This window comes from Pararhodonellum marinum, from assembly GCF_015354735.1.
Lineage (GTDB): Bacteria > Bacteroidota > Bacteroidia > Cytophagales > Cyclobacteriaceae > Pararhodonellum > Pararhodonellum marinum.
In genome coordinates this window covers 59,551-82,574 of sequence record NZ_JACEFJ010000016.1, presented here as the reverse complement: position 1 = coordinate 82,574, position 23,024 = coordinate 59,551, and the positions used below count along the sequence as shown (strand labels likewise).

Below are 23,024 nucleotides of genomic sequence, written 5' to 3'. Positions count from 1 at the left end.
TTTAAATCAAGATCAATTATGAAAGAAAATCAAAAAGTTGCCTTAGTCACAGGCATAACAGGACAGGACGGAGCGTATTTAGCAGAGTTACTTTTAAGCAAAGGATACAAAGTGCACGGCATCAAACGCAGGGCCTCACTTTTCAATACAGGCCGAATCGATCATCTTTACCAGGATCCCCATGAAAAGGATCCCCAACTCGTATTGCATTACGGTGATTTGACGGATTCCATGAACCTCACTAGGATCATTCAGGAAACCCAACCGGATGAGATTTACAACTTGGCGGCGATGAGTCACGTCAAAGTAAGTTTTGACACCCCGGAATACACCGCCAATGCGGATGGTATAGGTACATTAAGGATTCTGGAAGCGGTCAGGTTGTTGGGCTTGGAGAAAAAAACCAAGGTCTATCAGGCTTCCACCTCTGAGCTGTATGGCTTGGTGCAGGCTGTTCCCCAGTCTGAGACCACTCCTTTTTATCCCCGATCCCCATATGCGGTAGCCAAGATGTACGCCTATTGGATCACAGTCAATTATCGTGAGGCTTATGGCATGTTTGCCTGCAACGGCATCCTTTTCAACCATGAGTCACCCTTGAGAGGGGAAACCTTCGTGACCAGGAAAATCACCCGTGCAGTAGCCAAAATCGGATTGGGATTGCAACGCAAGCTGTATATGGGTAACATCGACGCCAGAAGAGACTGGGGTCATGCCAAAGATTACGTAGAAGCCATGTGGTTGATTCTGCAACAGGAAAAGCCCGAGGATTTTGTCATCGCGACCGGAGTGACCACTACCGTGAGGGACTTCATCAGAATGGCTTTTGCCTACATCGGCTTCACTTTGAGATTTGAAGGAGAAGGCGTTGAGGAAAAAGGCATCCTGGATTCCATCGATATGGAAGTAGCCAAGCATGTGTTGGATATGGATAACCTGGAAGTTAAAGAAGGAGATGTGTTGCTCGAAATAGACCCCATGTATTTCAGGCCTACAGAAGTGGATCTGTTGATCGGGGACCCCACCAAGTCGCAGACCAAACTCGGCTGGAAACCCAAGTATGACCTGCCAGCTTTGGTAACAGACATGATGGAATCCGATGTGGCCCTCTTCAAAAGAGACATTCACCTGATGAAAGCCGGGCATAAGGTTTTGCTTCAGGAAGAGTAGGGTTTTTGAATTATGAATTAAGAATTTGGGGACAAGGGCTGTTTAGGCTTTTGTCCCTGTTTTTTTTGACCTCACATTAAGGCGTCATGCTTTTGTTTCAATACTTCAGTTTTTAAACGATTCTCCTCTGTTTTCCCTCCACTGGGTGTAGTTTGCACCTACACCATGCTATCTGTCAAACTATTCTTAGAGACGTTGACTCCAATAGGCCATTTGTAATGGCTTTATTTCTATTTGGTTCAATTAATCTCATTCTTTTTGGATTTCTTAAATTGTTTTTTGATGTCTTATTTCCGCTGTTACTTTTTCCTTGATGAAAAAGTAACCAAAAAATCAAGGCTGTAAATCGGCTTTTAAATTGGTTTCGTGATCAACTAAGTTCAAATGACTTGCCCAATTTAATTTTTGTCCGGGAATGGTAAGCTAAAAATGAGTTGATCTCCTTCAGAACCTCAGGAGCTAACTCATTTTCTTTACGCTCCCCATCCCCTACCAAAAACCAGCCGCTTTAAGGCCAGAGATTTGTACCTTAAATTCCTTTATGACATTCCATTGGAATAACCATTGGCTCTCATTCACCTTTGAGTCTCAGATTTAAATTTCTTCTTTCTTTTTCCTTTCAGCTTTCACACTAGAACTTTGAGCTTTTCAGACACTCTAAACCTCTGATATTCTGTTTATCTGTTTTCTGTTCTCCCAACTTTCAGCTTTCAGCTTCGATCTTCCAGCTTTTTTTCTTCGGTTTTCCGGCGACCCAACGCCCGGTCTGATGGGCGATTTGATTATCACTTTGTGATTCCGGTTTTTTCACTTCCAGCTTTCAGCTTTTCTTCTGATCCTCTGATATTCTGTTTATCTTTTCTGTTTTCCCTACTTTCAGCTTTGAGCTTCGAACTTCCAGCTTTTTTTCTTCGGTTTTCCGGCGACCCACCGCGCGGTCTGATGGGCGGTTTGATTATCACTTTGTGATTTCAGTTTTTTCACTTCCAGCTTTCAGCTTTCTTCTGATCCTCTGATCCTCTGATATTCTGTTTATCTGTTTATCTGTTTTCTGTTCTCCCTACTTTCAGCTTTGAGCTTCGAACTTCCAGCTTTTTTTCTTCGGTTTTCCGACGACCCACCGCGCGGTCTGATGGGCGGTTTGATATCACTTTTTGATTCCGGTTTTTTTACTTCCAGCTTTCGGCTTTCTTTCTGATATTCTGTTTATCTGTTTATCTGTTTTCTGTTCTCCCTACTTTCAGCTTTGAGCTTCGAACTTCCAGCTTTTTTTCTTCGGTTTCCGGCAACCCAGCGCTCTGTTCATTGATCGACTTACCCACACTTTGTGATTTCAGTTTTTTGACTTCCAGCTTTCAGCTTTCTTTCTGATATTCTGTTTATCTGTTTTCTGTTCTCCCTACTTTCAGCTTTCAGCTTCGAGCTTCCAGCTTTTTTTCTTCGGTTTTCCGGCGACCCACCGCGCGGTCTGATGGGCGGTTTGATTATCACTTTGTGATTCCGGTTTTTTCACTTCCAGCTTTCAGCTTTTCTTCTGATCCTCTGATTTTCTGTTTATCTGTTTTCTGTTCTCCCTACTTTCAGCTTTCAGCTTCGAGCTACCAGCTTTTATTCTTCGGTTTTCCGGCGACCCAACGCCCGGTCTGATGGGCGGTTTGATAATCACTTTGCGATTTCGGTTTTTTGACTTCCAGCTTTCAGCTTTCTTTCTGATTTTCTGTTTATCTGTTTTCTGTTCTCCCTACTTTCAGCTTTCAGCTTCGAGCTTCCAGCTTTTTTTCTTCGGTTTTCCGGCGACCCACCGCGCGGTCTGATGGGCGGTTTGATACTCACTTTGTGATTTCAGTTTCTTCACTTCCAGCTTTCAGCTTTCTTCTGATCCTCTGATATTCTGTTTATCTGTTTATCTGTTTTCTGTTCTCCCTACTTTCAGCTTTGAGCTTCGAACTTCCAGCTTTTTTTCTTCGGTTTTCCGGTGACCCACCGCGCGGTCTGATGGGCGGTTGGACCACATTTAGTTTAGTCCTTAGTAGCAGCTCCGTAGGAGCGACAGATCTAATAACCATGGGTTTCAACCCATGGAACTGAGATCAACTTGTTTTAAAGAAGTCCCGTAGGGACGGCCGATCCAACTTCAAGCTTTAGGTTTTGACTCTTTTTCTCGTTTTCTTCCCCCTCCTTGGCCCTCCCTGCATCCTGGCCCAATGCTAAAAAGGTCCACCGGACCTTTTCTTAACGCATTGTCCTCCCTACGGGACTTTAAAGAAAGAGTTACATGTAGCCACCACCGGTTGAAACCGGTGGTTATTATATCGGCTGTGCCTCTGGCACTTATAAGCTTTTGGCTTCGAGCTTTTAGCTGTTTCCGTTCTTCTGATATCCCGTGCTTCTGATTTCCTGATATTCCATTGAACTTCCCATAGCAGTCTGAAGACTGCAAATTGATAGGTCCAAGACTAAGTCTTGAACCATTTTTTTTTTCACCCCCCCCAAATGGGGGGGAAGGGGGGGTATTTTTGAAGATGACTCCCCACTGCCCTGGGCATCCTTAACCCGAAAACCCGACAACTTCAGACAACCCGGCCTCTGGTAGGCAAGCTCCACAACAATCAAGGTTTTCGCTCCGAAATTTCGTAGACCCTTCGGCAGGCTCCTACCTCAGGTAGGCAGGCAGGGTGACGACAAGGTTTATAGCTTTCGCTCCGAATGATCCTAGTTCAGGCAGGCAAGTAGGGTGACGGCAAAGATGAGGATCTTGTCCCAAAAGGATTAAACCTCCCAATTCCCAAATCCCCATTCGTAACTCGTCACTCGTAAATCCCGAAACCCTAAGTACCCCATTCCCTCAGTCTCTATTCCCCAATTCATCATTCATCATTTTAAATTCATAATTATCAACTCCCAACTCGTAAATCGTAACTCGTAAATCCAACTCGTAACTCGTAAATCCCAATTCCCAACTTTAAATCGTAAATCGTAATTCAAAATCCCATGATTTATCAACAAAAGGCATTAAATTTGCCACCGGAATCAACCTTATTGGAGCCATCCAGAATTTTAAGTTATTTTTATTTGATTAAAATCCTCAATACATGAAAATTACAGTAGTAGGAACCGGTTATGTCGGTTTGGTATCAGGGGCATGTTTTGCCGACGTGGGGATCGAAGTGGTCTGTGTGGACATAGACCAGAAGAAAATAGACAAACTCAAAGAGGGCATCATGCCCATCTATGAACCGGGTTTGGAAGAAATTGTCATCAGAAATTACAAAAGCGGCAGGCTGCAGTTTTCCACCAACCTTGGGGAAGCCATTCAGGAGTCTGAGGTGGTGTTTATCGCCGTGGGTACCCCTCCGGGTGAAGACGGTTCTGCTGATTTGAAATATGTTCTGGCAGTAGCTGACGAAATCGGACAGCACATGAGCGATTACCTCGTGGTCGCCACCAAGAGCACTGTTCCAGTAACCACCGGTAAAAAAGTGGAAGCGGCCATAAAAGCTGCTTTGGACAAAAGAGGGGAGGACCTGCCTTTTGCTGTAGCTTCCAACCCGGAGTTTCTGAAAGAAGGTGCTGCCGTCGAAGATTTTCTCAAACCTGATAGAATCATCATCGGCGTAGAGGATGAGCGGGCAGAAAAAATCATGCGCAGGCTGTACAAGCCTTTCCAATTGAGCGGAGAGCGCATCATCTTTATGGACATCCCTTCCGCAGAGATGACCAAGTATGCCGCCAACGCCATGTTGGCTACCAAAATCAGCTTTATGAACGACATTGCCAACCTCTGTGAAAAGGTAGGGGCAAATGCCAATATGGTTCGCAAAGGAATCGGTACCGATCCCAGGATAGGCAATAAATTCATCTATCCGGGCATAGGCTATGGTGGATCCTGTTTCCCCAAAGACGTAAAAGCCATCATCCGAACCGCCCGTCAATACGGCTATGAATTGAAAGTACTTCAGGCCGTGGAGGATGTAAACGACGCTCAGAAGCATGTCCTGTTCGAAAAAGTAAAAGCCCATTACAACGGGGACCTGAAAGGCAAGACTTTTGCGATTTGGGGCCTAAGTTTCAAGCCCAATACCGATGACATGCGGGAAGCCCCTGCTTTGGTGATCATTGAGGAATTGCTGGCAGCCGGAGCCAAGGTAAAGGCCTATGATCCCATTGCCATGGAGGAAGCCAAGTCCCATCATTTGGGAGATAAGATTGCTTACGCCAATGATGCCTATGACGCCTGCGTGGATGCAGATGCCTTGCTGCTCTTGACCGAGTGGTCTGAGTTTCGGCTCCCGAGCTGGAAAGCCATCGCAAAGTTGTTGACTGATAAGGTGGTTTTTGATGGGAGAAATATTTATGATAAAAAGTACCTTGCCGAGATGGGGTATACCCATTATGGTATCGGTAACTAATCAAAAAACCTTCCATTTAGGAAGGTTTTTTGGTTTTTAGCCGTTTTTTGGTTATCCTTTTTGCTTGCATAAATTGGGTTTTGATGCCTTATTTCCTCCGTTCTTTTTTCTTGATAAAAAAGAACCCCTGCCTGCAGCAGGCAGGCCTGTCGGCCGCTCAGCTGGCTGGAAAAAATCAAGGCTGTAAATCGGCTTTTAAATTGGTTTCGTGCTCAACTAAGTTCAAATGACGTGTCCAATTTAATTTTTGTCCGGGAATGGAAAGCTAAAAATGAGTTGATCTCCTTCGGAACCTCAGAAGCTAACTCATTTTCTTTACGCTCCCCATCCCCTACCAAAAACCAGCCGCTTTAAGGCCGGGAGTTTGTACCAATTAATTCTTTATTGACACTTCGGGGAATATCCGTTTTTTCACTTCCAGTTTTCAGCTTTTCTTCTGATCCTCTGATATTCTGTTTATCTGTTTTCTGTTCTCCCTACTTTCAGCTTTGAGCTTAGAGCTTTTATTCTTCGGTTTTCCGGCGACCCACCGCGCGGTCTGATGGGCGGTTTGATAATCACTTTGTGATTTCAGTTTTTTCACTTCAAGCTTTCAGCTTTTCTTCTCATCCTCTGATATTCTGTTTATCTGTTTATCTGTTTTCTGTTCTCACTACTTTCAGCTTTGAGCTTGGAGCTTCCAGCTTTTATTCTTCGGTTTTCCTGCGACCCACCGCGCGGTCTGATGGGCGGTTTGGACCACAGTTAGTATAGTTCTTAGTAGCAGCTCCGTAGGAGCGACCGATCTAGTAACCATGGGTTTCAACCCATGGACCTGTGACCAACTTATGTTAGAAAAGTCCCGTAGGGACGGCCGATCTTCCGTCGAGATCGGTCGTCCCTACGGGACTTTTGGAAATGGGGGGTGTTCCTGTACCACCGGTTGAAACCGGTGGTTATTATATCGGCCGTGCCTCTGGCACTTTGACTTTCACCTTCAATCATTTACCTTCACAGCAGTCTGAAGACTGCAAATTGATAGGTCCAAGACCAAGTCTTGAACCATCTTTTTATATCACCCCCCCAAATGGGGGGGGCGGGGGGAGGACCTCCGGAGAAGGCACCCCACTGCCCTGGGCATCTGGAATCCCGATAACCTGACAACTTTGACAACCCTGCCTCTGGCAGGCAAGCTCGACGGCAATCAAGATTTTAGCTCCGAAATTTCGTAGACCCTTCGGCAGGCTCAGGGTGACGGTAAGGTAATAAGCTGTCTCCGAAAGTCCGAAGACTCTTCGCTCCGCTCCTACCTCAGGTAGGCCGGCAGGGTGACGGTAAGGTAATAAGCTGTCTCCGAAAGTCCGAAGACTCTTCGCAGTGAGGATCATGTCCCAAAAGGATTATGCTCGCCACTGCCCTGGGCATCTGGAATCTCGATAACTTGACAACTCTGACAACCTTTAAGTCTTCCGCTCCGAAAGCTCGAAGACCCTTCGGCAGGCTCCTACCACAGGTAGGCAGGCAGGGTGACGGTAAAGATGATGGTCATGTCCCAAAAGGATTTTATTCCCTAATTCCCAATTTTTCATTCATTATTTTAAATTCATAATTATCAACTCCCAAATCGTAAATCGTAACTCGACACTCGTAAATCATAACTCGTAAATCCCCAAATCTTTTTTCCTTCCCATTATTTAAATATCTTTGCATCCGATTGTATATTTTTATATCAATGAAGAAAAAATTTGCGTTACTGAGCGGGAGATGGATGGTGTATGTGCTGCTCATCGGTCTGAGTGCCTCCTGCGTTTCCAATAAAAGAATCATTTACATGCAGGATCAAGGGGAGGAAAGTCCCTTGGTTTTTTCCGGTGAAATGAAACCTTATGTAATAGAGGATTACAAATTACAGGCAAATGATATTGTGGACATCAATATCAAAACAAGCAGCAAAGAGTTGAATGAATTGATTGAGATATTTCAGGAGGATTCACGTGGTGGAGGAATGATGATGCAAGGGGCAAGAGGAGGTGGAGATATTTTTTTTATGAACGGATACAGCATCGACGAAAATGGGATGGTGGAGTTGCCTTTGATAGGTGAACTTAAATTCGCCGGTCTCACCGCGAAAGAGGCCAAATTGCTGATCGAATCAAGAATGGTTGAATTTGTCAATGAAGAGGATTTGTTTGTCAGGGTAAGACTTGGTGGGATTCGCTATTCGGCTTTGGGGGAATTTAATGCAGCAGGTAAGCACAGCATCCTACAGAACAGGGTGACCATCTTTGAGGCCATAGCAAATGCGGGAGATTTGACCGTTGTAGCCAAAAGGGATGAATTAGTCTTGGTAAGGCAATATCCTGAAGGTTCCCGCATGTTCCGAATCAATCTGAACAACCAAAAACTACTTACTTCAGAATTCTACTTTATTCAACCCAACGACATGTTGTATGCTGAGCCCATGAAAATCAGGGAATTGGGAACTGGTGTGAATTTTGTACAAACCTTCCAGTTGGCTGTTACTACTTTATCCGCGGTACTCTTAGTACTCAATGCGATCAATTGACATGGATCAAAAACAACCTATACAAACACAAACATCAGGGAGAGTTGGAGAAGACGAACTTTACTGGGTCAAAGAAATTGTCATCAAATACCTGAGGAATTGGCCTTGGATTTTGCTTTCCATATTCCTTTTTATGACTGGGGCCTATTTGATTACCCGGTACACTCAACCTGTCTATCGCTCTTATTCCCAGTTTTTTATCAAGGAATATGAATCCGGCATGAATTTGTTTGATCAGCGCTGGTTTTCCAATTCCGAAATGGAACTGACCAACCAAATCATCATTTTAAAATCCCGACCGGTGGCAGAATTGGCCATCAACAAGTTGAATTTTGAGGTGGAATACCACATCGAAGGTATTTTTACCAAAATAGAAAGATATCCCACTGCTCCAATTTTGGTGCAGGTGGATTGGGAACATCCCCAATTGGTTTCAGGGGAGTTTGAAATCAAATGGGACAATAAAAGCCAATTTTCCTTAGCCTTTCCCGAAGAAAGGTATAGAATGACCCAACTGGGGGATGAAGGGGCAAGAAACATAGAAAAGCCCATTTTGGATCAAAATGTTTTTTCTTTTGGGCAATGGGTTTCCCTGCCTTTTATGAGAATCAAAGTCAACCATACCTCCAGTGATGTTTCTGGTAAAATTTTGGTGAAATTAAGGGATAAATCCAGCTTGATTTCTCAATATGCCTCATCCTTACAGGTAAGACCCGTCGATAAAATGTCCACCATTTTAGAACTTGGCATCAATACCAACTTGGCTTCCAAAGGAAGGGATTATTTGAATGCCCTGATGCAGGCTTATATAGAAAATGAACTGGAACAAAAAAACCAAACTGCTACCAACACAGTAAAGTTTATTGATGATCAGTTGGAGGGCTTGTCAGATACCTTGAATTTTATTGAAAACCGCCTGGAAGCTTTTCGAAGTACAAACCGAATATACGACATCAGTTCAGAGGGTTCCGAAGTTTTTCAAAGACTTTCTGGACTGGATCGGGAATTGGCACAGGAAGAATTGAAAAGAGAGTATTACCGGAACCTCAGTAATTATTTGGTAAAAGAGGACTACAATGAAATCATTATTCCTTCCGGATTGGGCATTGATGATCCAATATTGAATGGACTAATCCAAAACTTGCTTGAATTGCAAAATAAAAAATCAAGTTTGATGGTTACGCAAAAAGAGGCATCCCCGGCTGTTAGGGAAGTCAACCGGGAATTGCAGGATTTGAACAATTCCATCCGAGAGCTTTTGGTTAACGTAGATGAAAATGCCGCCTTTTTGATTCGGGATCTTGAAATGCGCATTGGACAAATTGATTTGGAGTTTAGCCGACTGCCTGCCAAAGAACAAAATTTACTAAGAATTCAAAGGGATTATGCTTTCAGTGAAAACATTTATACCTTTTTGCTTCAAAAAAGAGCGGAATCGGCCATCATGAAGGCTTCCAACAGCCCCTCCAACAAGATCATTGAATATGCCAGATCCAGTGGAGGACCTATTTCTCCCAAACCCAATTTCAACTACTCTATTGCATTATCCTTAGGGATGCTATTGCCTTTGCTCTTTGTCCTGAGCAAGGTTTACCTAAGTGATAAAATAAAAGATGTCAAGGATTTAGAGAAAAGGCTTTTGATCCCGATCATGGCGAGCATTGCCTTTAAAAAAATTAACAGTAACCTTGCGGTTTTTTTAGAAAAACAATCCGGTGTTGCAGAGGCTTTTCGGTCTTTGCGGTCGAATATGAATTTTGTCTTACCCAAAGATAAAACTTCTGTCATTTTGATTACTTCAAATTCCTCTGGGGAAGGGAAAACCTTTTGCTCGATCAACTTGGCATCTGTTTATTCTCTGTCAGGTAAGAAAACCCTTTTAGTCGGAACAGATTTAAGAAGGCCCAAAATCTACCAGGATTTTGAAATGAAAAACGACATGGGGCTCTCCAATTACCTCAGTGGACAAGAAGAAGATTTTCAAAAATTAATCAAGCCAACCACCTTTGAAAATTTGGATGTATTGTTGGCTGGACCTATTCCCCCCAATCCTGCTGAATTGCTGTCCAATGAAAGAATGGAGCTTTTGTTGACGGAGTTAAGGGGATATTATGATGTGATTGTATTGGATACGCCTCCCGTGGGTCTTGTCAGTGAAACCTTGGAATTGATTGCCATGGCAGATGTGACTTTCTTTGTAGTCCGCTACAATTACACCACCAGGCCTGCCATTGACCACATCAATCATTTAAAGAACAATCAACTGATAAAAAATGCCTTCGTCATCTTCAACAGCGTAGATGAAAAGGAAATGAATTATGGCTATGCGTATGGGTATAGCTATGGGTATGGATATTATAGTGATGATGAGGTTAAGAAACCGTGGTGGAGGAAAGTTTTAAATCGATAAATTTAATGCTACCGTTTAACCCTAATTATAATGATCACAAATATAAATTCAGGGTAGAATTTTGAAATTTGTTGATATTGGATATTTATGGATATTGGGTCTGAAGTCACTATCCCAGGGTGAGAGGTTGAAGGTGAGAGGTCAAAGCTCGAAGCTGAAAGCTGAAAGTAGGGGGGGGCGGTGAGAGGTTAAAGGTGGAAGGTAAGAGGTAAAAGCTCAAAGCTCAAAGCTGGAAGCTGAAAGTGGATAAACCAGAAAACAGTTAAACGGAAAAATGGGATATCGGAGATTCTTTAAACGGTAAAAATTGTAAGTGGTAAGAGGTTATAGGTTAGAGATAGGGAAAACACAAGACATTGGTATATAATCCCAGAGGAATGTTTGCCAGCTGGTTAGAAATTCCGGAGGAATTTAATATCGACAGGTTAATAGCCTAGGGTAGCAGCTTTGTGTCAATTATGGAAGAATCCGTTATTTCAAAATCGCAAAGGAATGTTTGCCAACTAGTTAGAAATTCCGGAGTAATTTAATACCGAAAGGTTAATAGCCCCGGGTGGCAACCCGGGTTGAAAGGGATATAAGATGTAAATAAAACCCTGAAGGGGTTTAAAAGAGGATAGATTTTTGGTGGCTACAACTCTTATTTTTTTCCGAAGGACATTTTTTTGGATGTGAAATACGAGGTCTTCTATAGATCAATTAATTCTTAAAATAATGACAATAAATGTTTGGGGAAACTGATTCAATCGAGTACCTTTGTTGCTCATTTGAAAGGGTTTTTATTGCCGCATGCTGGATTCCTTGATTACGTCCAAAACCAGACTTAAACTCTTGGTTAAATTTTTCCTCAATACCAACAACCAATCCCACTTGCGTGGACTGGCTGAGGAGTTTGGCGAATCCACCAATGGCATCCGCAAGGAACTCAACAGCCTCACCGAAGCAGGCTTCCTGATCAAATCCGACAGCAAAAACAAGGTCAACTACCAGGCCAATACCCAGCATCCCCTCTTTTCCCAATTGCAGGCCATCATCAAAAAGCATCTCGGCTTGGATGCCCTGATGGATCATGTCATCCAAAAAGTAGGGGACTTGGATTCGGTGGTTTTGATAGGCGACTATGCTCGGGGTCTGGATTCCGGGACCATAGAGGTGGTGTTGTTGGGGAATGACCTGGATCTCCAATACCTGTCCAAATTGACCAAAAGGGCGGAAGCCCTGATCGACCGTAAAGTAAAATTTGACATCAATCCTGATTGTTCCCTGGAACAGGGGTTGATTTTATACCATAAAGTTTAGAGCCCTTATTCTGGTTTTTTTGTAGAAAGGCCATCTTCTTATTTTGCTCCTGGATAAGCACGAAATGTGGCTGACGGGGCGGAGCTGTGGGTTTGATAAACGGAGAACGGATAAGCGGAGAACGGATAAATAGGATAACAGAGAACAGGGAGTTGATAAACCGAGAACAGAAAAGTGGAAAACTGAAAATTGAAAACCGGAGAAAGGGAAATGGATAGCTTTAAAACTTTCGAGGAGCTTAAATGTTGGCAGTCGTGCAATGAATTGAAGGAGTATTTAAGAAAAGAGGTATTGCCAAAATTTCCTGGATTCGAAAAATATGATTTGTACATGCAGGTTTTGAGGGCATCAAGATCGGCCACAGCAAACATTGCAGAGGGTTGGGGAAGATATCATTACAAGGAAAACATTAAATTCCTCCTCAATGCCCGAGGATCTGTGGCTGAAATTTTGGACCATGCCTTGGAAGCCCATCAATGCAATTACATCGATCAAGATGCAGTAAAAGAAATCCGAAAAAGAACTACTGAATGTATCAAATTAATCAACGGCTTCATCCGTTTCCTCCGAACCAAAAACGAAAGTCAGAATACATAAACAGAAAAATAGATAAATAGATAAACAGATAATCTGAAAAACGGATAAACTGAAGAACTGAAAACTGATCCTTTGATATCCAATTTAACTGTTCTCTGATCCTCTGATTAACTGATACCCAGTTCTCCGTTTATCTGATAACCCGTTTAACTGTTCTCCGATTAACTATCTCTGATCAACTGATATTCTGTTTAACTAATCTCTGATCCTCTGATTAACTGATACCCAGTTCTCCGTTTATCTGATCCTCTGTTTAACTGTTCTCTGATCAACTGTTTATCTGATATCCTATTTAACTTGTAAATCAAACCTTTTTTTGAAAAGAAAATATGAGCACAAACCTAACTCCATTAACCGAAAGTAAAATCGCCATCATCGGCTTGGGCTATGTGGGACTGCCATTGGCGGTGGCATTGGCGGAAAAGTATCCTGTGGTAGGCTATGACATCAATGCGCCTAGGGTAGATGAATTGCAAAAGGGAATAGACAGTACCTTGGAAGTGGAAGATGCGGCACTTAAAGCGGTATTGGTCCAAAATCCAGTAGAGCTTGGAGAGAAGAAGAAAGGCTTATTAAATACCACGGCCATTACGGCCATTTCTTCCTGTAACATCTTTATCGTGACTGTTCCGACCCCTACGGACAAGCACCACAAACCGGACCTGACGCCCATGCTGAAGGCGAGCGAAACCATTGCCCATGTGCTCAAAGGCGGGGATGTGGTCATTTATGAATCCACGGTGTACCCCGGGGTGACGGAAGAGGAATGTGTACCGGTTTTGGAGAAAATTTCCGGGTTGAAATTCAATGTAGATTTTTATGCCGGATACTCGCCCGAGCGGATCAATCCGGGAGATAAGGAACATACGGTCACCAAAATCAAAAAAGTGACCGCAGGAAGCACCCCAGAGGTGGCGGACTATGTGGATGAGCTCTATCGGTCTGTGATCACGGCAGGGACCTTCAAGGCATCAAGCATCAAAGTGGCAGAGGCAGCCAAGGTCATAGAAAATTCCCAAAGGGACATCAACATTGCCTTTGTCAATGAACTGGCCAAGATCTTCAACCTTCTGGGCATCGATACCCAAGAAGTACTGGAAGCAGCAGGTACCAAATGGAATTTTCTTCCCTTCAAACCTGGACTGGTAGGCGGACACTGCATCGGCGTGGATCCTTATTACCTCGCCCAAAAAGCACAGGAAGTGGGCTATCATCCGGAAATCATTTTGGCAGGCCGCAGACTCAATGATTCCATGGGCCGGCATGTGGCCACGGAAGTGATCAAACACATGATGCGCAAAGACCTCAAGGTCATCGATTCCAAAGTACTGATCCTGGGCTTTACCTTTAAAGAAAACTGCCCCGATATCCGCAATACCCGGGTCATTGACATTTACCAGGAATTGAAATCCTTTGATATGGAAGTGGACATTTATGATCCTTGGGCAGCACCCCAAGAGGTAAAGCACGAATATGGCCTTGAAATATTAAATGGTGACCATACTTTGGATTTGAGTCAGTATTCAGGAATCATTTTAGCCGTAGCCCATGATCAGTTTAAGGGAATGAAAATCGAAAAATCCAGCGATTGTGTGGTCTTTGATGTCAAAGGGGTATTGGATAAACAAACGGTAGATGCAAGATTATAGGTTTTACTTGTTTTCTGGAGAACCTATTGATCAAATCAAAATAAAATGGACCAGCTAAAACTTTTCATCAAGAAATATTTTGAGAATTTCGCTTTCTTCTATGGCCACCTAAGGTACAGGGTGTTTTTTGTCGTAATTTTCAGCATAGCGGTAGGTTTTTTGGATGGTTTGGGCCTTACGATGTTTTTGCCCTTGCTTCAATTGGTTGGGGACTCAAAACAGGTGGATCCGGATGCACTGGGAAATTTGGCCTTTGTGGTTGAGTTTCTTCAAGGCTTAGGGATTAATCTGACCTTGTTTTCGGTCTTGTTGTTTATGACTTTGTTTTTTATCCTTAAAGGAGCAGCGGTGTTCTTTCAGGGGGTCTATCAGGTCATCGTCCAACAATATTTTACCAGGAAAATCAGGGTGGAAAATATCAAAGGACTGAATGCTTTGAGTTACCGATATTTTATCCAAGCGGATGTGGGTAGGATTCAAAATACCCTTACTGGAGAAGTGGACCGGGTTTCAAAAGCTTTTGCCTCCTATTTTTTGGCTTTTCAACAAGCTATTTTGGTAGTAGTGTACATGGTATTTGCCTTTATGATTGATGCCCAATTTGCTGTTTTGGTTTGCTTGGGGGGTGTATTGACAAATTTTGTTTTCCGATCGGTTTACAAAAAAACAAAGCAGGCATCGACTGCTTTGACCAAAGAAAGCAATAAATTTCAGGGGTTGATCATTCAACATGTGAGCAATTTCAAATACTTAAAGGCCACGGCTTTCTTGGATACGTATGGAGACCGCCTGATCCAAAAAATTGATGAAATCCAAGCCCAAGGAAAAAAAATTGGAATTTTGACCTCGTTTTTGAAAGGGATGAGAGAACCCCTTTTGATTTTGGTGGTTTCATCTGTGATCTTGATCCAAACAAGTATTCTAGGCTCTCCCTTAGGCCCTATCATGATCAGTTTGCTCTTTTTCTACAGGGCATTGGTTGCAGTGATGGGGGGTCAGACCGCTTGGAATTATTTTCTGGGGAATTCAGGATCTTTGGATAACCTCACCAGTTTCACCAAATCCTTAAAAAGCAATAAGGAAATAAAAAGGTCCAAAGAAAGCCTGGTGTTTAAGGAAAAGATTCAATTGAGGGATATCTCTTTAAACTACGGAGAAACCCAAATATTAAACAACATCAACCTACAACTCCCTAAAAACAAAACCATTGCCTTTGTAGGAGAGAGTGGCAGCGGAAAAACGACCTTGGTCAATATGTTGGCAGGGTTGATTCCTCCAAGTGCTGGCAGCATTCACATGGATCAGCAAATGAATGTGTCTTTAAACAACAAAGGATATCAAAAGAAAATAGGCTACATCACCCAGGAACCAGTCATTTTCAATGACACGATTTTTAACAACGTGACCCTTTGGAAAGAAAAGACAGAAGAAAATGTGCAGAAATTCTGGCAAGTCATCAAAGAGGCATCCATCACGGATTTCCTGAAGGATTTGCCTTCGAAAGAAGAAACCCTATTGGGAAACAATGGGGTCAATCTCAGTGGAGGCCAAAGACAAAGAATTTCCATTGCCAGGGAGTTGTTTAAAAACATAGATATATTGATTTTGGACGAGGCTACCTCTGCTTTGGACTCAGAAACCGAATTGAGCATTCAACAAAACATGGATGCCTTGAATGGGACCTGTACCATTCTGATGGTAGCCCACAGGCTGTCCACCATCAAGAATGCGGACATCATTGTGTTGATGAGCAAGGGAAAAATCCTTGGATCGGGGAGTTTTGAAGAGATGTTGGAAAATGTCCCAAGCTTCAAAAGAATGGTCTCCTTACAGGAAGTTTGAAAATTTTTCAATGGAACCAAACAGATCAGTTGATTTAGGGATAGTCATTCAAGCCAGGATGAGTTCCAGCAGACTTCCAGGCAAGGTACTGAAGCCCTTTGAAGATGGGACTACCATTTTGGGAAGACTTTGTCAGCAGCTGGAAAGCATGGATATGCCCCTGATTGTTGCGACCACCATAAAGGAAGAAGACGATCAAATTGAACAATTTGCCTCAGATCATGGCTTATGTTGCTATCGAGGAGAGGAATGGAACGTATTGCATCGATTTTTGTGTGCAGGAGAACAATTGGATACCAGTCATTTCATCAGGATTTGCGCGGACAATCCCTTTTTTTTGGTGGATTCTCTGCATGTTCTAATCCATCAACTCTTTCAAAATCCCGGGTTGGATTACCTCAGTTTCTGTGATCAAAAGGGAATCCCCGCCATCAAAAAACATTGGGGCCTTTTTGGCGAAATTGTCAGTAAAAAATCCCTGAGATTGGCCCATTCAAAAACAGAAGATCCTTTTTATTTGGAACATGTCACCAATTTTATTTACGGTCATCCCCAGGAATTTTCAGTGAAACTGATCCAGGCTCCGGAGCAAATCCTTGCCAGGGACGACCTCCGGTTTACAGTGGACAACCCATCGGATTTTGACAATGCCCAAGCCCTTCTTAAGTTAGTTGGAAACAGCTTTTCCCTAGATCGGTTGATCTCAGAAGTGGATAAAAATTCCTTGATACAACAAACCATGATTGATAATATTAATAAATACACAAAATGAAAAAAAGTACCTATTTAATTGGTGAGATCGGACAAAACCACAATGGATCTGTCGATATTGCCAAACTTTTGATTGATAAGGCCTCCCAAAGTGTGTATGACCCTTTGTTTGGAAAAACTTTAAAAGCCTGGGATGCCGTCAAGCTGACCAAGAGGGACTTAAATGAAGAATTGACACATTCTGCCATGATAAAGCCCTACGACAGTCCCCATGCCTTCGGCAAAACCTATGGAGAACACAGGGAAGCATTGGAACTCAATGATGAACAGCATTTTGAACTGTATCAGTATGCCAAAGCGCAGGGGCTGGACTTTGTTGAAACCCTTTGCGCAGTGGGTTGTTTGTCCATGCTTAGGTTGTTCCAACCTGATAAATTGAAGGTGGCCAGCAGGGATCTGACCAATTTGCCTTTGTTGGAAGCCATGGCAGAAACCAAAATCCCGATGATTCTATCCACAGGGATGGGAGGGGAAAAGGAATTGGACCATGCTTTGGAAACCATCACAAAACACCATGAAAACATCAGCATTTTGCATTGTTTGTCCCAATACCCCTCAGAGTACGAAAACCTTAACCTGAATACCATCCATTTTTTAAAGAAAAAATATCCCCAGTTCGAAATAGGCTATTCTGACCATTCGATTGGAATTGCCATTCCCTTGGCTGCAGTGGCCATGGGTGCATCCATCATCGAGAAACACATCACTTTGGACCGAACCATGAAAGGGACAGACCAAGCAGGCTCTTTGGCTCCCAATGGGATGTGGAGAATGGTAAGGGATATTAGGAACCTGGAGGATTCTTTTGGGGAAGAGAAAATGGAAGTGAGCCAAGCAGTGGAAACTGCCAGGGTTAAACTGGAGCGATCGATTGCTACTTTGCGTGAATTGAAAAAAGGAGAGGTTGTTCATGAAGAAGACATTCATTTGCTAAGTCCGGGAGATGGTTTCAAGTGGATAGAAAAACACCTGGTGGTAGGAAAGTCCCTGAACCAGGACATTACTGAAAATGAAGTCATCTATCCATCCATGTTATCCTAAATTATGGCTTTACCAAAATTGGTCCTGACGGATATAGACGGAGTATGGACAGATGCCGGCATGTATTATGACCAGACCGGCAATGAGTGGAAGAAATTCAATACTTCCGACAGTGCCGGGGTGATATTTTGCAGGCATTTGGACATAGAAGTAGGGATCATTACCGGGGAAGACACAGCAATTGTGGCAAGAAGGGCCAAAAAGCTAAAAATTGAACTGGTGAAACAGGGGGTGGCCAACAAATTGGAATTGGTTGCTTCCCTTTGCAAGGACAAAGGCATAGGGCTTAAAGAGGTGGCCTATATCGGAGACGATTTGGGGGATATGGCACTCTTGCAGGCGGTAGGTTGGTCAGCCGCTCCTGCCAATGCCTCCTCCTATGTCAAGGAATTGGTACAGTATATAACCGAAAAAAAGGGAGGTGAAGGGGCCTTCAGGGAATTTGTGGAATGGATCCTTGACAAAGAAGCAGACTTCTCCAAAGTCATTGGTGAAATAACAGGGATTAAAAAGTGAAAGTGATTACTTATTTTTAAAAATAATAAAATATGGAAGTTTTGAATACAGAAGATTATGACCAGTTAAAATCAGCAAATTCGTTTTTAAGGTATCAATTATCTGAAGAGATTTTGGATAATTTAATTCCGGTATTAAATGAAATCCATGGAACCAATCATTCAAGGAGATTTTGGAAATTGATTGTACACGATTATATCAGTGCATCTATCACTTTAAAGAAATACATCGATCAAAAATTATTAAAATTTAAACCAGAAATTTATCCCAGAAACAGTTTTAAGCCCATGACCAATATTCAAAAATTTCGTTTGCGTTTGATGTATTTTGCAAAGTATGTAAAAACCATTCCAAATCAAAAAAACTTTGCCAGCAACCTTAATTCACATGATGAGGTCCTCTTTTCTTTTCCTAAAATAGACCCTACTTTACTTGATTTTGGTGTTGAAGTCAATGAGTTCTATCCTTTTTTTTACACACCTGGAGATAATAGGAAAAGAAAAAAAATACAGGAATTGATATCAAAATCAAACTCTATTTACATAAAAAATATTTTGGGAAACCTTCCGAAAATTTATGTTGAATATTTTGGTAAAATGTACCGGAAAATCAGTGTTTCAAATCCTGAGCAAAAGAAAATCCATATCCACAATTTGCATTCTATTCAATCTAAAATAGCTGTTGCAAAATATGTTGATGCAGGTGCAAAACTAATCTGGTACCAGCATGGAGCCTTTTACGGCGAATTGAAATACCATGGAGGACACCTCACTCATGGGAGTATTGTAGATGAATTCAGAACTTGGGGCTGGAAAATTTATGAAAATGATGTACCTTGGAAAGCTTATCGGTGTGAAAAATTTGCCTTCGATTATTATCAATTTGAGAGTAATATAGAATTTGATTATTTAATTATTGGAACTGGTTATAAAGTTGTAGATAAACAAGTAATAGAATATTTGTTTGAAAACATGAATGGAGTTGAAAATTTAAAATTTTTGTGCAGACCAAGGCCATTCAACAAAATATTTGATCATTCAAAACAATTTGATTTCATCAATCAACCCAATGTGGTTATTGGAACTGGGAAAAATCCGATAGTCCAAGATTTAAAAAAATCAAAATTAACAATTCAATCTCGAGTTCCTTCAACGAATTTTCTGGAATGTCTTTATGTGAATCACCCTACAGTTGGCATGTTGAAAAATGCTGAACCATCTGATATCATTCAGCCTTTTTATGATCATTTTTTAGAAATTGGAATTCTTCACAAAACCCCACAATCTTTGGCACTTCATTTATCAGAATTAAATATAGAAAAATGGTGGGAAAGTGTCCAAAATGACAAAATGTACTTAAAATTTAAAGAAACCTTTTTAGCAAAAGTTTGATTGATCAATGATTTCTCAAAGTGAGAACCTGTAAAATAATATTAATAGCGGATAACAAAATGAATATCCAAGAACTAAAAAATTGATAACCCAATGATACCCGTTACCAGACCTTTTTCCCCACCCATTGCAGAATACCAGGAATACCTCAAAGGCATCTGGCAGCGAAACTGGTACACCAACAATGGCCCTTTGGTCAATGAATTGGAATTGCAGTTAAAACAGTACCTGAAAATCAAGCACCTGCTTTATCTGGGAAATGGGACCATTGCCATACAGATTGCCCTTAAGGCCTTGGAACTTGAAGGAGAAATCATTACCACCCCATTTTCTTATGTGGCCACGACAAGCAGCATCGTTTGGGAAGGGATGAGACCGGTTTTTGTAGACATCGATCCCGAAACATTTAACATTGATCCCAAAAAAATTGAAGCATCCATTACGGACAAAACCACAGGGATCCTAGCTACCCATTGTTTTGGAAATCCTTGTGACATCAAAGCCATTGCTGAAATTGCCCAGCGGCATGACCTTAAAGTCATTTATGACGCAGCACATTGTTTTGGAACCAATTTCGAGGGAAAAAGCATCTTTCATTATGGGGATATCAGCACCACTTCACTGCATGCGACCAAATTGTTTCATACTATAGAAGGGGGAGCGGTGTTTACAGAAAATCCGGAGACCTTGAGGAAAATGGCCTATATGCGTAACTTCGGCCATGCCGGTCCGGAGACTTTTCAAGGCCTGGGGATAAATGGTAAAAATTCTGAATTCCATGCTGCCATGGGACTTTGTAACCTCAAATACATAGATGATATTTTGCAATCCAGAAAAAATCAGGCTGCCTATTACCAGCAATACCTTTCCAAGCCAGAAATTAAGATGCAAAAAATACAAGAGGGGTCAGTTTATAACCATGCTTATTTTCCTATTGTATTAGAAAATGAGGCAATGGCTTTAAATATCAAAAAAAACCTGGAAAAAATAGAAGTGTTCCCTAGAAGGTACTTTTTTCCAAGCCTTAGTAGTTTAAATTATGTGGGTCAAATAGCTACTCCTATTTCCGATGACATTGCCTCCCGCATCTTGTGTTTGCCCATGTTTTTTGAGCTGTCTGAGGTGGAACAACACATGATTGTAAGGAGAATTTTGAGAGCTTTAAAATACCAATGACAGCCTAGAGCATTAACATTTTAATTTATTCACATTGAAACATAATTCTTACAACAATAAATTTGTCTTTTTAAAAGAGCCGATTTCATTTAACAAGTATACTGACAAGTCTATTCTCCAATTTTGTTTAGGTGCAACTTTGTACATGCCTGGCACCAAAAATATATTGGGCAAAATTTTGAGCAAAAGCCACAACTTGCCAACCTCATTGGTTATGGATTTTGAAGACGCCATAGAGGCATCAGCGCTTCACCATGCCGAACTGAATGTTTTAGATCACCTGGACAAAATTGATGATGCCTTACAACGAAACCAAATTGTAACAGACGATTTACCATTGATTTTCTTGAGAGTAAGGGATACCCATCAATTTACTTCTTTCGCAAAAAAAATCAAAAAACACCAAGCAGAAGTGCTCACTGGGTTTGTTTTCCCAAAATTTTACAGTTACAACGCTTTCGCTTATTTGAATCAATTGGAGCAAATCAATGCTGAGTTAGGTGTCAACCTTTATGGTATGCCCATTTTGGAAGGCAGAGCGATTGCATATAAGGAAAGCCGAACGGCCGAGCTTCAACAACTTCACGAAATAGTAGAACCTTCAAAAAAACATTTGCTTAATATTCGGGTAGGGGGGACAGACTTTTCTTCCATTTTTGGAGTGAGAAGAAGCATGAACTCCTCTATTTATGATATTTTGACAGTAAGGGATTGTCTATCAGATATTTTAAACTTTTTTAACAGGGATACCGGTGATTATACGGTTTCAGCTCCAGTTTGGGAATACTTTCTTGCTTACAAACAAGATAACATAGAAAAATTGATTGAAAAAGATTTAAATCATTCCATACTTAGCAGAACTCCAATAATTAACGAAGCTGTAGATGGACTCTTAAGAGAAGTATTAATTGATAAAGCCAACGGTTTTGTGGGTAAAACCATTATTCACCCTTCGCACATCAAATTTGTCAATGCTTTGCAAGCGGTAACAAGGGAAGAGTTTGAAGATGCTGAACAAATTGTAAATACCGAGGGAGGAGTCATTAAGAGTGCAAAGTCCAATAAGATGAATGAAATCAACCCTCATAAAAATTGGGCAAATAAAGTCCTCAACCGGGCAAAAGTTTATGGGGTAATTGAAGATGAAAAATCCTTTATAAAACTGCTGGTTTAAAAAATGAGCAGGACTAAATCTATTCCAAAAGTTAGAGAAAGAAAATAGCCTTACTAAATTTTTCAATTTCAATTCAGAATCATAGTTTTTTAATACAACCATTTCAATTTAACACATTAACCTAAAAATGAAAGAGAGTAGAGCATTTTTACGAAAAATAGGTATGCCAGATGGGGATGCTTTCAACCTACCATCGTCTGATAAGCGGTTTCCTGACGGAGCGCAATATAGGTTTGAAGTTCCAGGAATTCAGGGCCCAGTAGCCATGAAGGCGCTTCTGGAAGAGGTGAACAAACTTGACTTGGTGATCCACCGAGTTACCCAAACAAAGGGTATCATGATGTTGACTGATGCAGAAATCTCAAAAATGGTACAATTGGCAAAGGACCATCAGGTTGAATTGGTATTGGCAGTGGGACCAAGAGCCACGACTGATACCAGCGCTTCGGTAAATACCCCTGAAGGCCAGCGTATGGGATATAGACTGCGTGGGCAGGAGCAGATTGTCCGTGCTATGGAGGAAATTAGAAGAGCGGTTCAATTGGGATGCTTTTCCTTTTTAGTTTATGATGAGGGTAGTTTATGGGTGTTCAATGAAATGCGAAAAGCTGGTGAGATACCGTCAGAATGTAAATTCAAAGTTTCAGCACACACAGGGCATGGTAATCCCTGCTCAGGCAAACTTTTAGAGCAAATAGGGGCAAATTCAATCAATCCTGTTCGCGATATACAGTTACCGATGTTAGCATCTCTACGTCAGGCCATTGATTTACCCATTGATATTCATACAGAAAATCCTGCTTCTACCGGTGGTTTTATCAGGCATTATGAGGTACCTGAAATGATAAGAGTGGCCTCCCCAATATATTTAAAGACAGGTGGATCAGTGGCTAAAAATCACAGTTGGGAAACCACCGAAGCTGATGCTAGACAAAGGGCCAAACAGGTCAGTTTGGTAAAGAGAATGATTGATACTTATTACGCTGAGGCTACATCATCGCCAAAAGGTTCCATAAAATAAATTTTCAGAATTA

General features: G+C 41.8%; 16 protein-coding genes. 15 read left to right on the top strand and 1 reads right to left on the bottom strand.

Annotation, left to right across the window (positions count from 1 at the left end; all coding sequences use genetic code 11):
* Positions 1–18 precede the first annotated feature (18 nt).
* Together gmd and H1A14_RS20725 are read left to right on the top strand one after the other, a co-directional pair.
* Positions 19–1,170: a GDP-mannose 4,6-dehydratase gene (gmd, locus tag H1A14_RS20730; protein ID WP_194778218.1), complete on the top strand. Its 1,152-nt coding sequence runs from the start codon at positions 19–21 to the stop codon at positions 1,168–1,170.
* A gap of 3,092 nt (positions 1,171–4,262) precedes the next feature.
* Positions 4,263–5,579, top strand: coding sequence for a UDP-glucose dehydrogenase family protein (locus H1A14_RS20725; RefSeq protein ID WP_194778217.1), 1,317 nt, complete (start codon positions 4,263–4,265; stop codon positions 5,577–5,579).
* 1,049 nt (positions 5,580–6,628) lie between these two features.
* On the opposite strand, the gene H1A14_RS20720 is transcribed toward H1A14_RS20725, so the two are convergent.
* On the bottom strand, positions 6,629–6,946 hold the full coding sequence (locus tag H1A14_RS20720) for a hypothetical protein (RefSeq protein WP_194778216.1): 318 nt from the start codon (positions 6,944–6,946) through the stop codon (positions 6,629–6,631).
* A gap of 443 nt (positions 6,947–7,389) precedes the next feature.
* Here H1A14_RS20720 and H1A14_RS20715 point away from each other — a divergent pair, with 443 nt between their 5' ends.
* The 13 genes from H1A14_RS20715 (at position 7,390) to H1A14_RS20655 (ending at position 23,011) form a co-directional block, all read left to right on the top strand.
* Entirely contained in the window at positions 7,390–8,124 is a 735-nt protein-coding gene (locus H1A14_RS20715) for a polysaccharide biosynthesis/export family protein (protein WP_194778235.1), read from the top strand.
* Position 8,125: 1 nt separating this feature from the next.
* Positions 8,126–10,534: a GumC family protein gene (locus tag H1A14_RS20710; protein ID WP_194778215.1), complete on the top strand. Its 2,409-nt coding sequence runs from the start codon at positions 8,126–8,128 to the stop codon at positions 10,532–10,534.
* A gap of 831 nt (positions 10,535–11,365) precedes the next feature.
* Complete coding sequence (locus H1A14_RS20705) at positions 11,366–11,833, top strand: ArsR family transcriptional regulator (RefSeq protein ID WP_317174916.1); 468 nt, start codon at positions 11,366–11,368, stop codon at positions 11,831–11,833.
* 210 nt (positions 11,834–12,043) lie between these two features.
* Positions 12,044–12,430 carry a four helix bundle protein gene (locus H1A14_RS20700; protein WP_194778213.1) on the top strand — a complete coding sequence of 129 codons (387 nt, stop codon included), beginning with the start codon at positions 12,044–12,046 and terminating at the stop codon, positions 12,428–12,430.
* A 329-nt stretch (positions 12,431–12,759) separates the two neighbouring features.
* Positions 12,760–14,079: a nucleotide sugar dehydrogenase gene (locus H1A14_RS20695; RefSeq protein WP_194778212.1), complete on the top strand. Its 1,320-nt coding sequence runs from the start codon at positions 12,760–12,762 to the stop codon at positions 14,077–14,079.
* A gap of 45 nt (positions 14,080–14,124) precedes the next feature.
* Positions 14,125–15,921, top strand: coding sequence for an ABC transporter ATP-binding protein (locus tag H1A14_RS20690; protein WP_194778211.1), 1,797 nt, complete (start codon positions 14,125–14,127; stop codon positions 15,919–15,921).
* A 10-nt stretch (positions 15,922–15,931) separates the two neighbouring features.
* Positions 15,932–16,693, top strand: a complete 762-nt coding sequence (locus H1A14_RS20685; protein ID WP_194778210.1) for a cytidylyltransferase domain-containing protein — start codon at positions 15,932–15,934, stop codon at positions 16,691–16,693.
* Positions 16,690–17,733: an N-acetylneuraminate synthase family protein gene (locus H1A14_RS20680; protein WP_194778209.1), complete on the top strand. Its 1,044-nt coding sequence runs from the start codon at positions 16,690–16,692 to the stop codon at positions 17,731–17,733. Before H1A14_RS20685 ends, H1A14_RS20680 begins: the two co-directional genes overlap by 4 nt.
* Positions 17,734–17,736: 3 nt before the next feature.
* Positions 17,737–18,249, top strand: coding sequence for a KdsC family phosphatase (locus H1A14_RS20675; RefSeq protein ID WP_194778208.1), 513 nt, complete (start codon positions 17,737–17,739; stop codon positions 18,247–18,249).
* 32 nt (positions 18,250–18,281) lie between these two features.
* On the top strand, positions 18,282–19,640 hold the full coding sequence (locus tag H1A14_RS20670; protein ID WP_194778207.1) for a hypothetical protein: 1,359 nt from the start codon (positions 18,282–18,284) through the stop codon (positions 19,638–19,640).
* 93 nt (positions 19,641–19,733) lie between these two features.
* Positions 19,734–20,816, top strand: a complete 1,083-nt coding sequence (locus H1A14_RS20665) for a DegT/DnrJ/EryC1/StrS family aminotransferase (RefSeq protein WP_194778206.1) — start codon at positions 19,734–19,736, stop codon at positions 20,814–20,816.
* A 34-nt stretch (positions 20,817–20,850) separates the two neighbouring features.
* On the top strand, positions 20,851–21,990 hold the full coding sequence (locus H1A14_RS20660; protein WP_194778205.1) for an HpcH/HpaI aldolase/citrate lyase family protein: 1,140 nt from the start codon (positions 20,851–20,853) through the stop codon (positions 21,988–21,990).
* 127 nt (positions 21,991–22,117) lie between these two features.
* A complete protein-coding gene (locus H1A14_RS20655) occupies positions 22,118–23,011 on the top strand; it encodes a peptidase (RefSeq protein WP_194778204.1) in 894 nt (297 codons plus the stop codon).
* Positions 23,012–23,024: the final 13 nt, after the last annotated feature.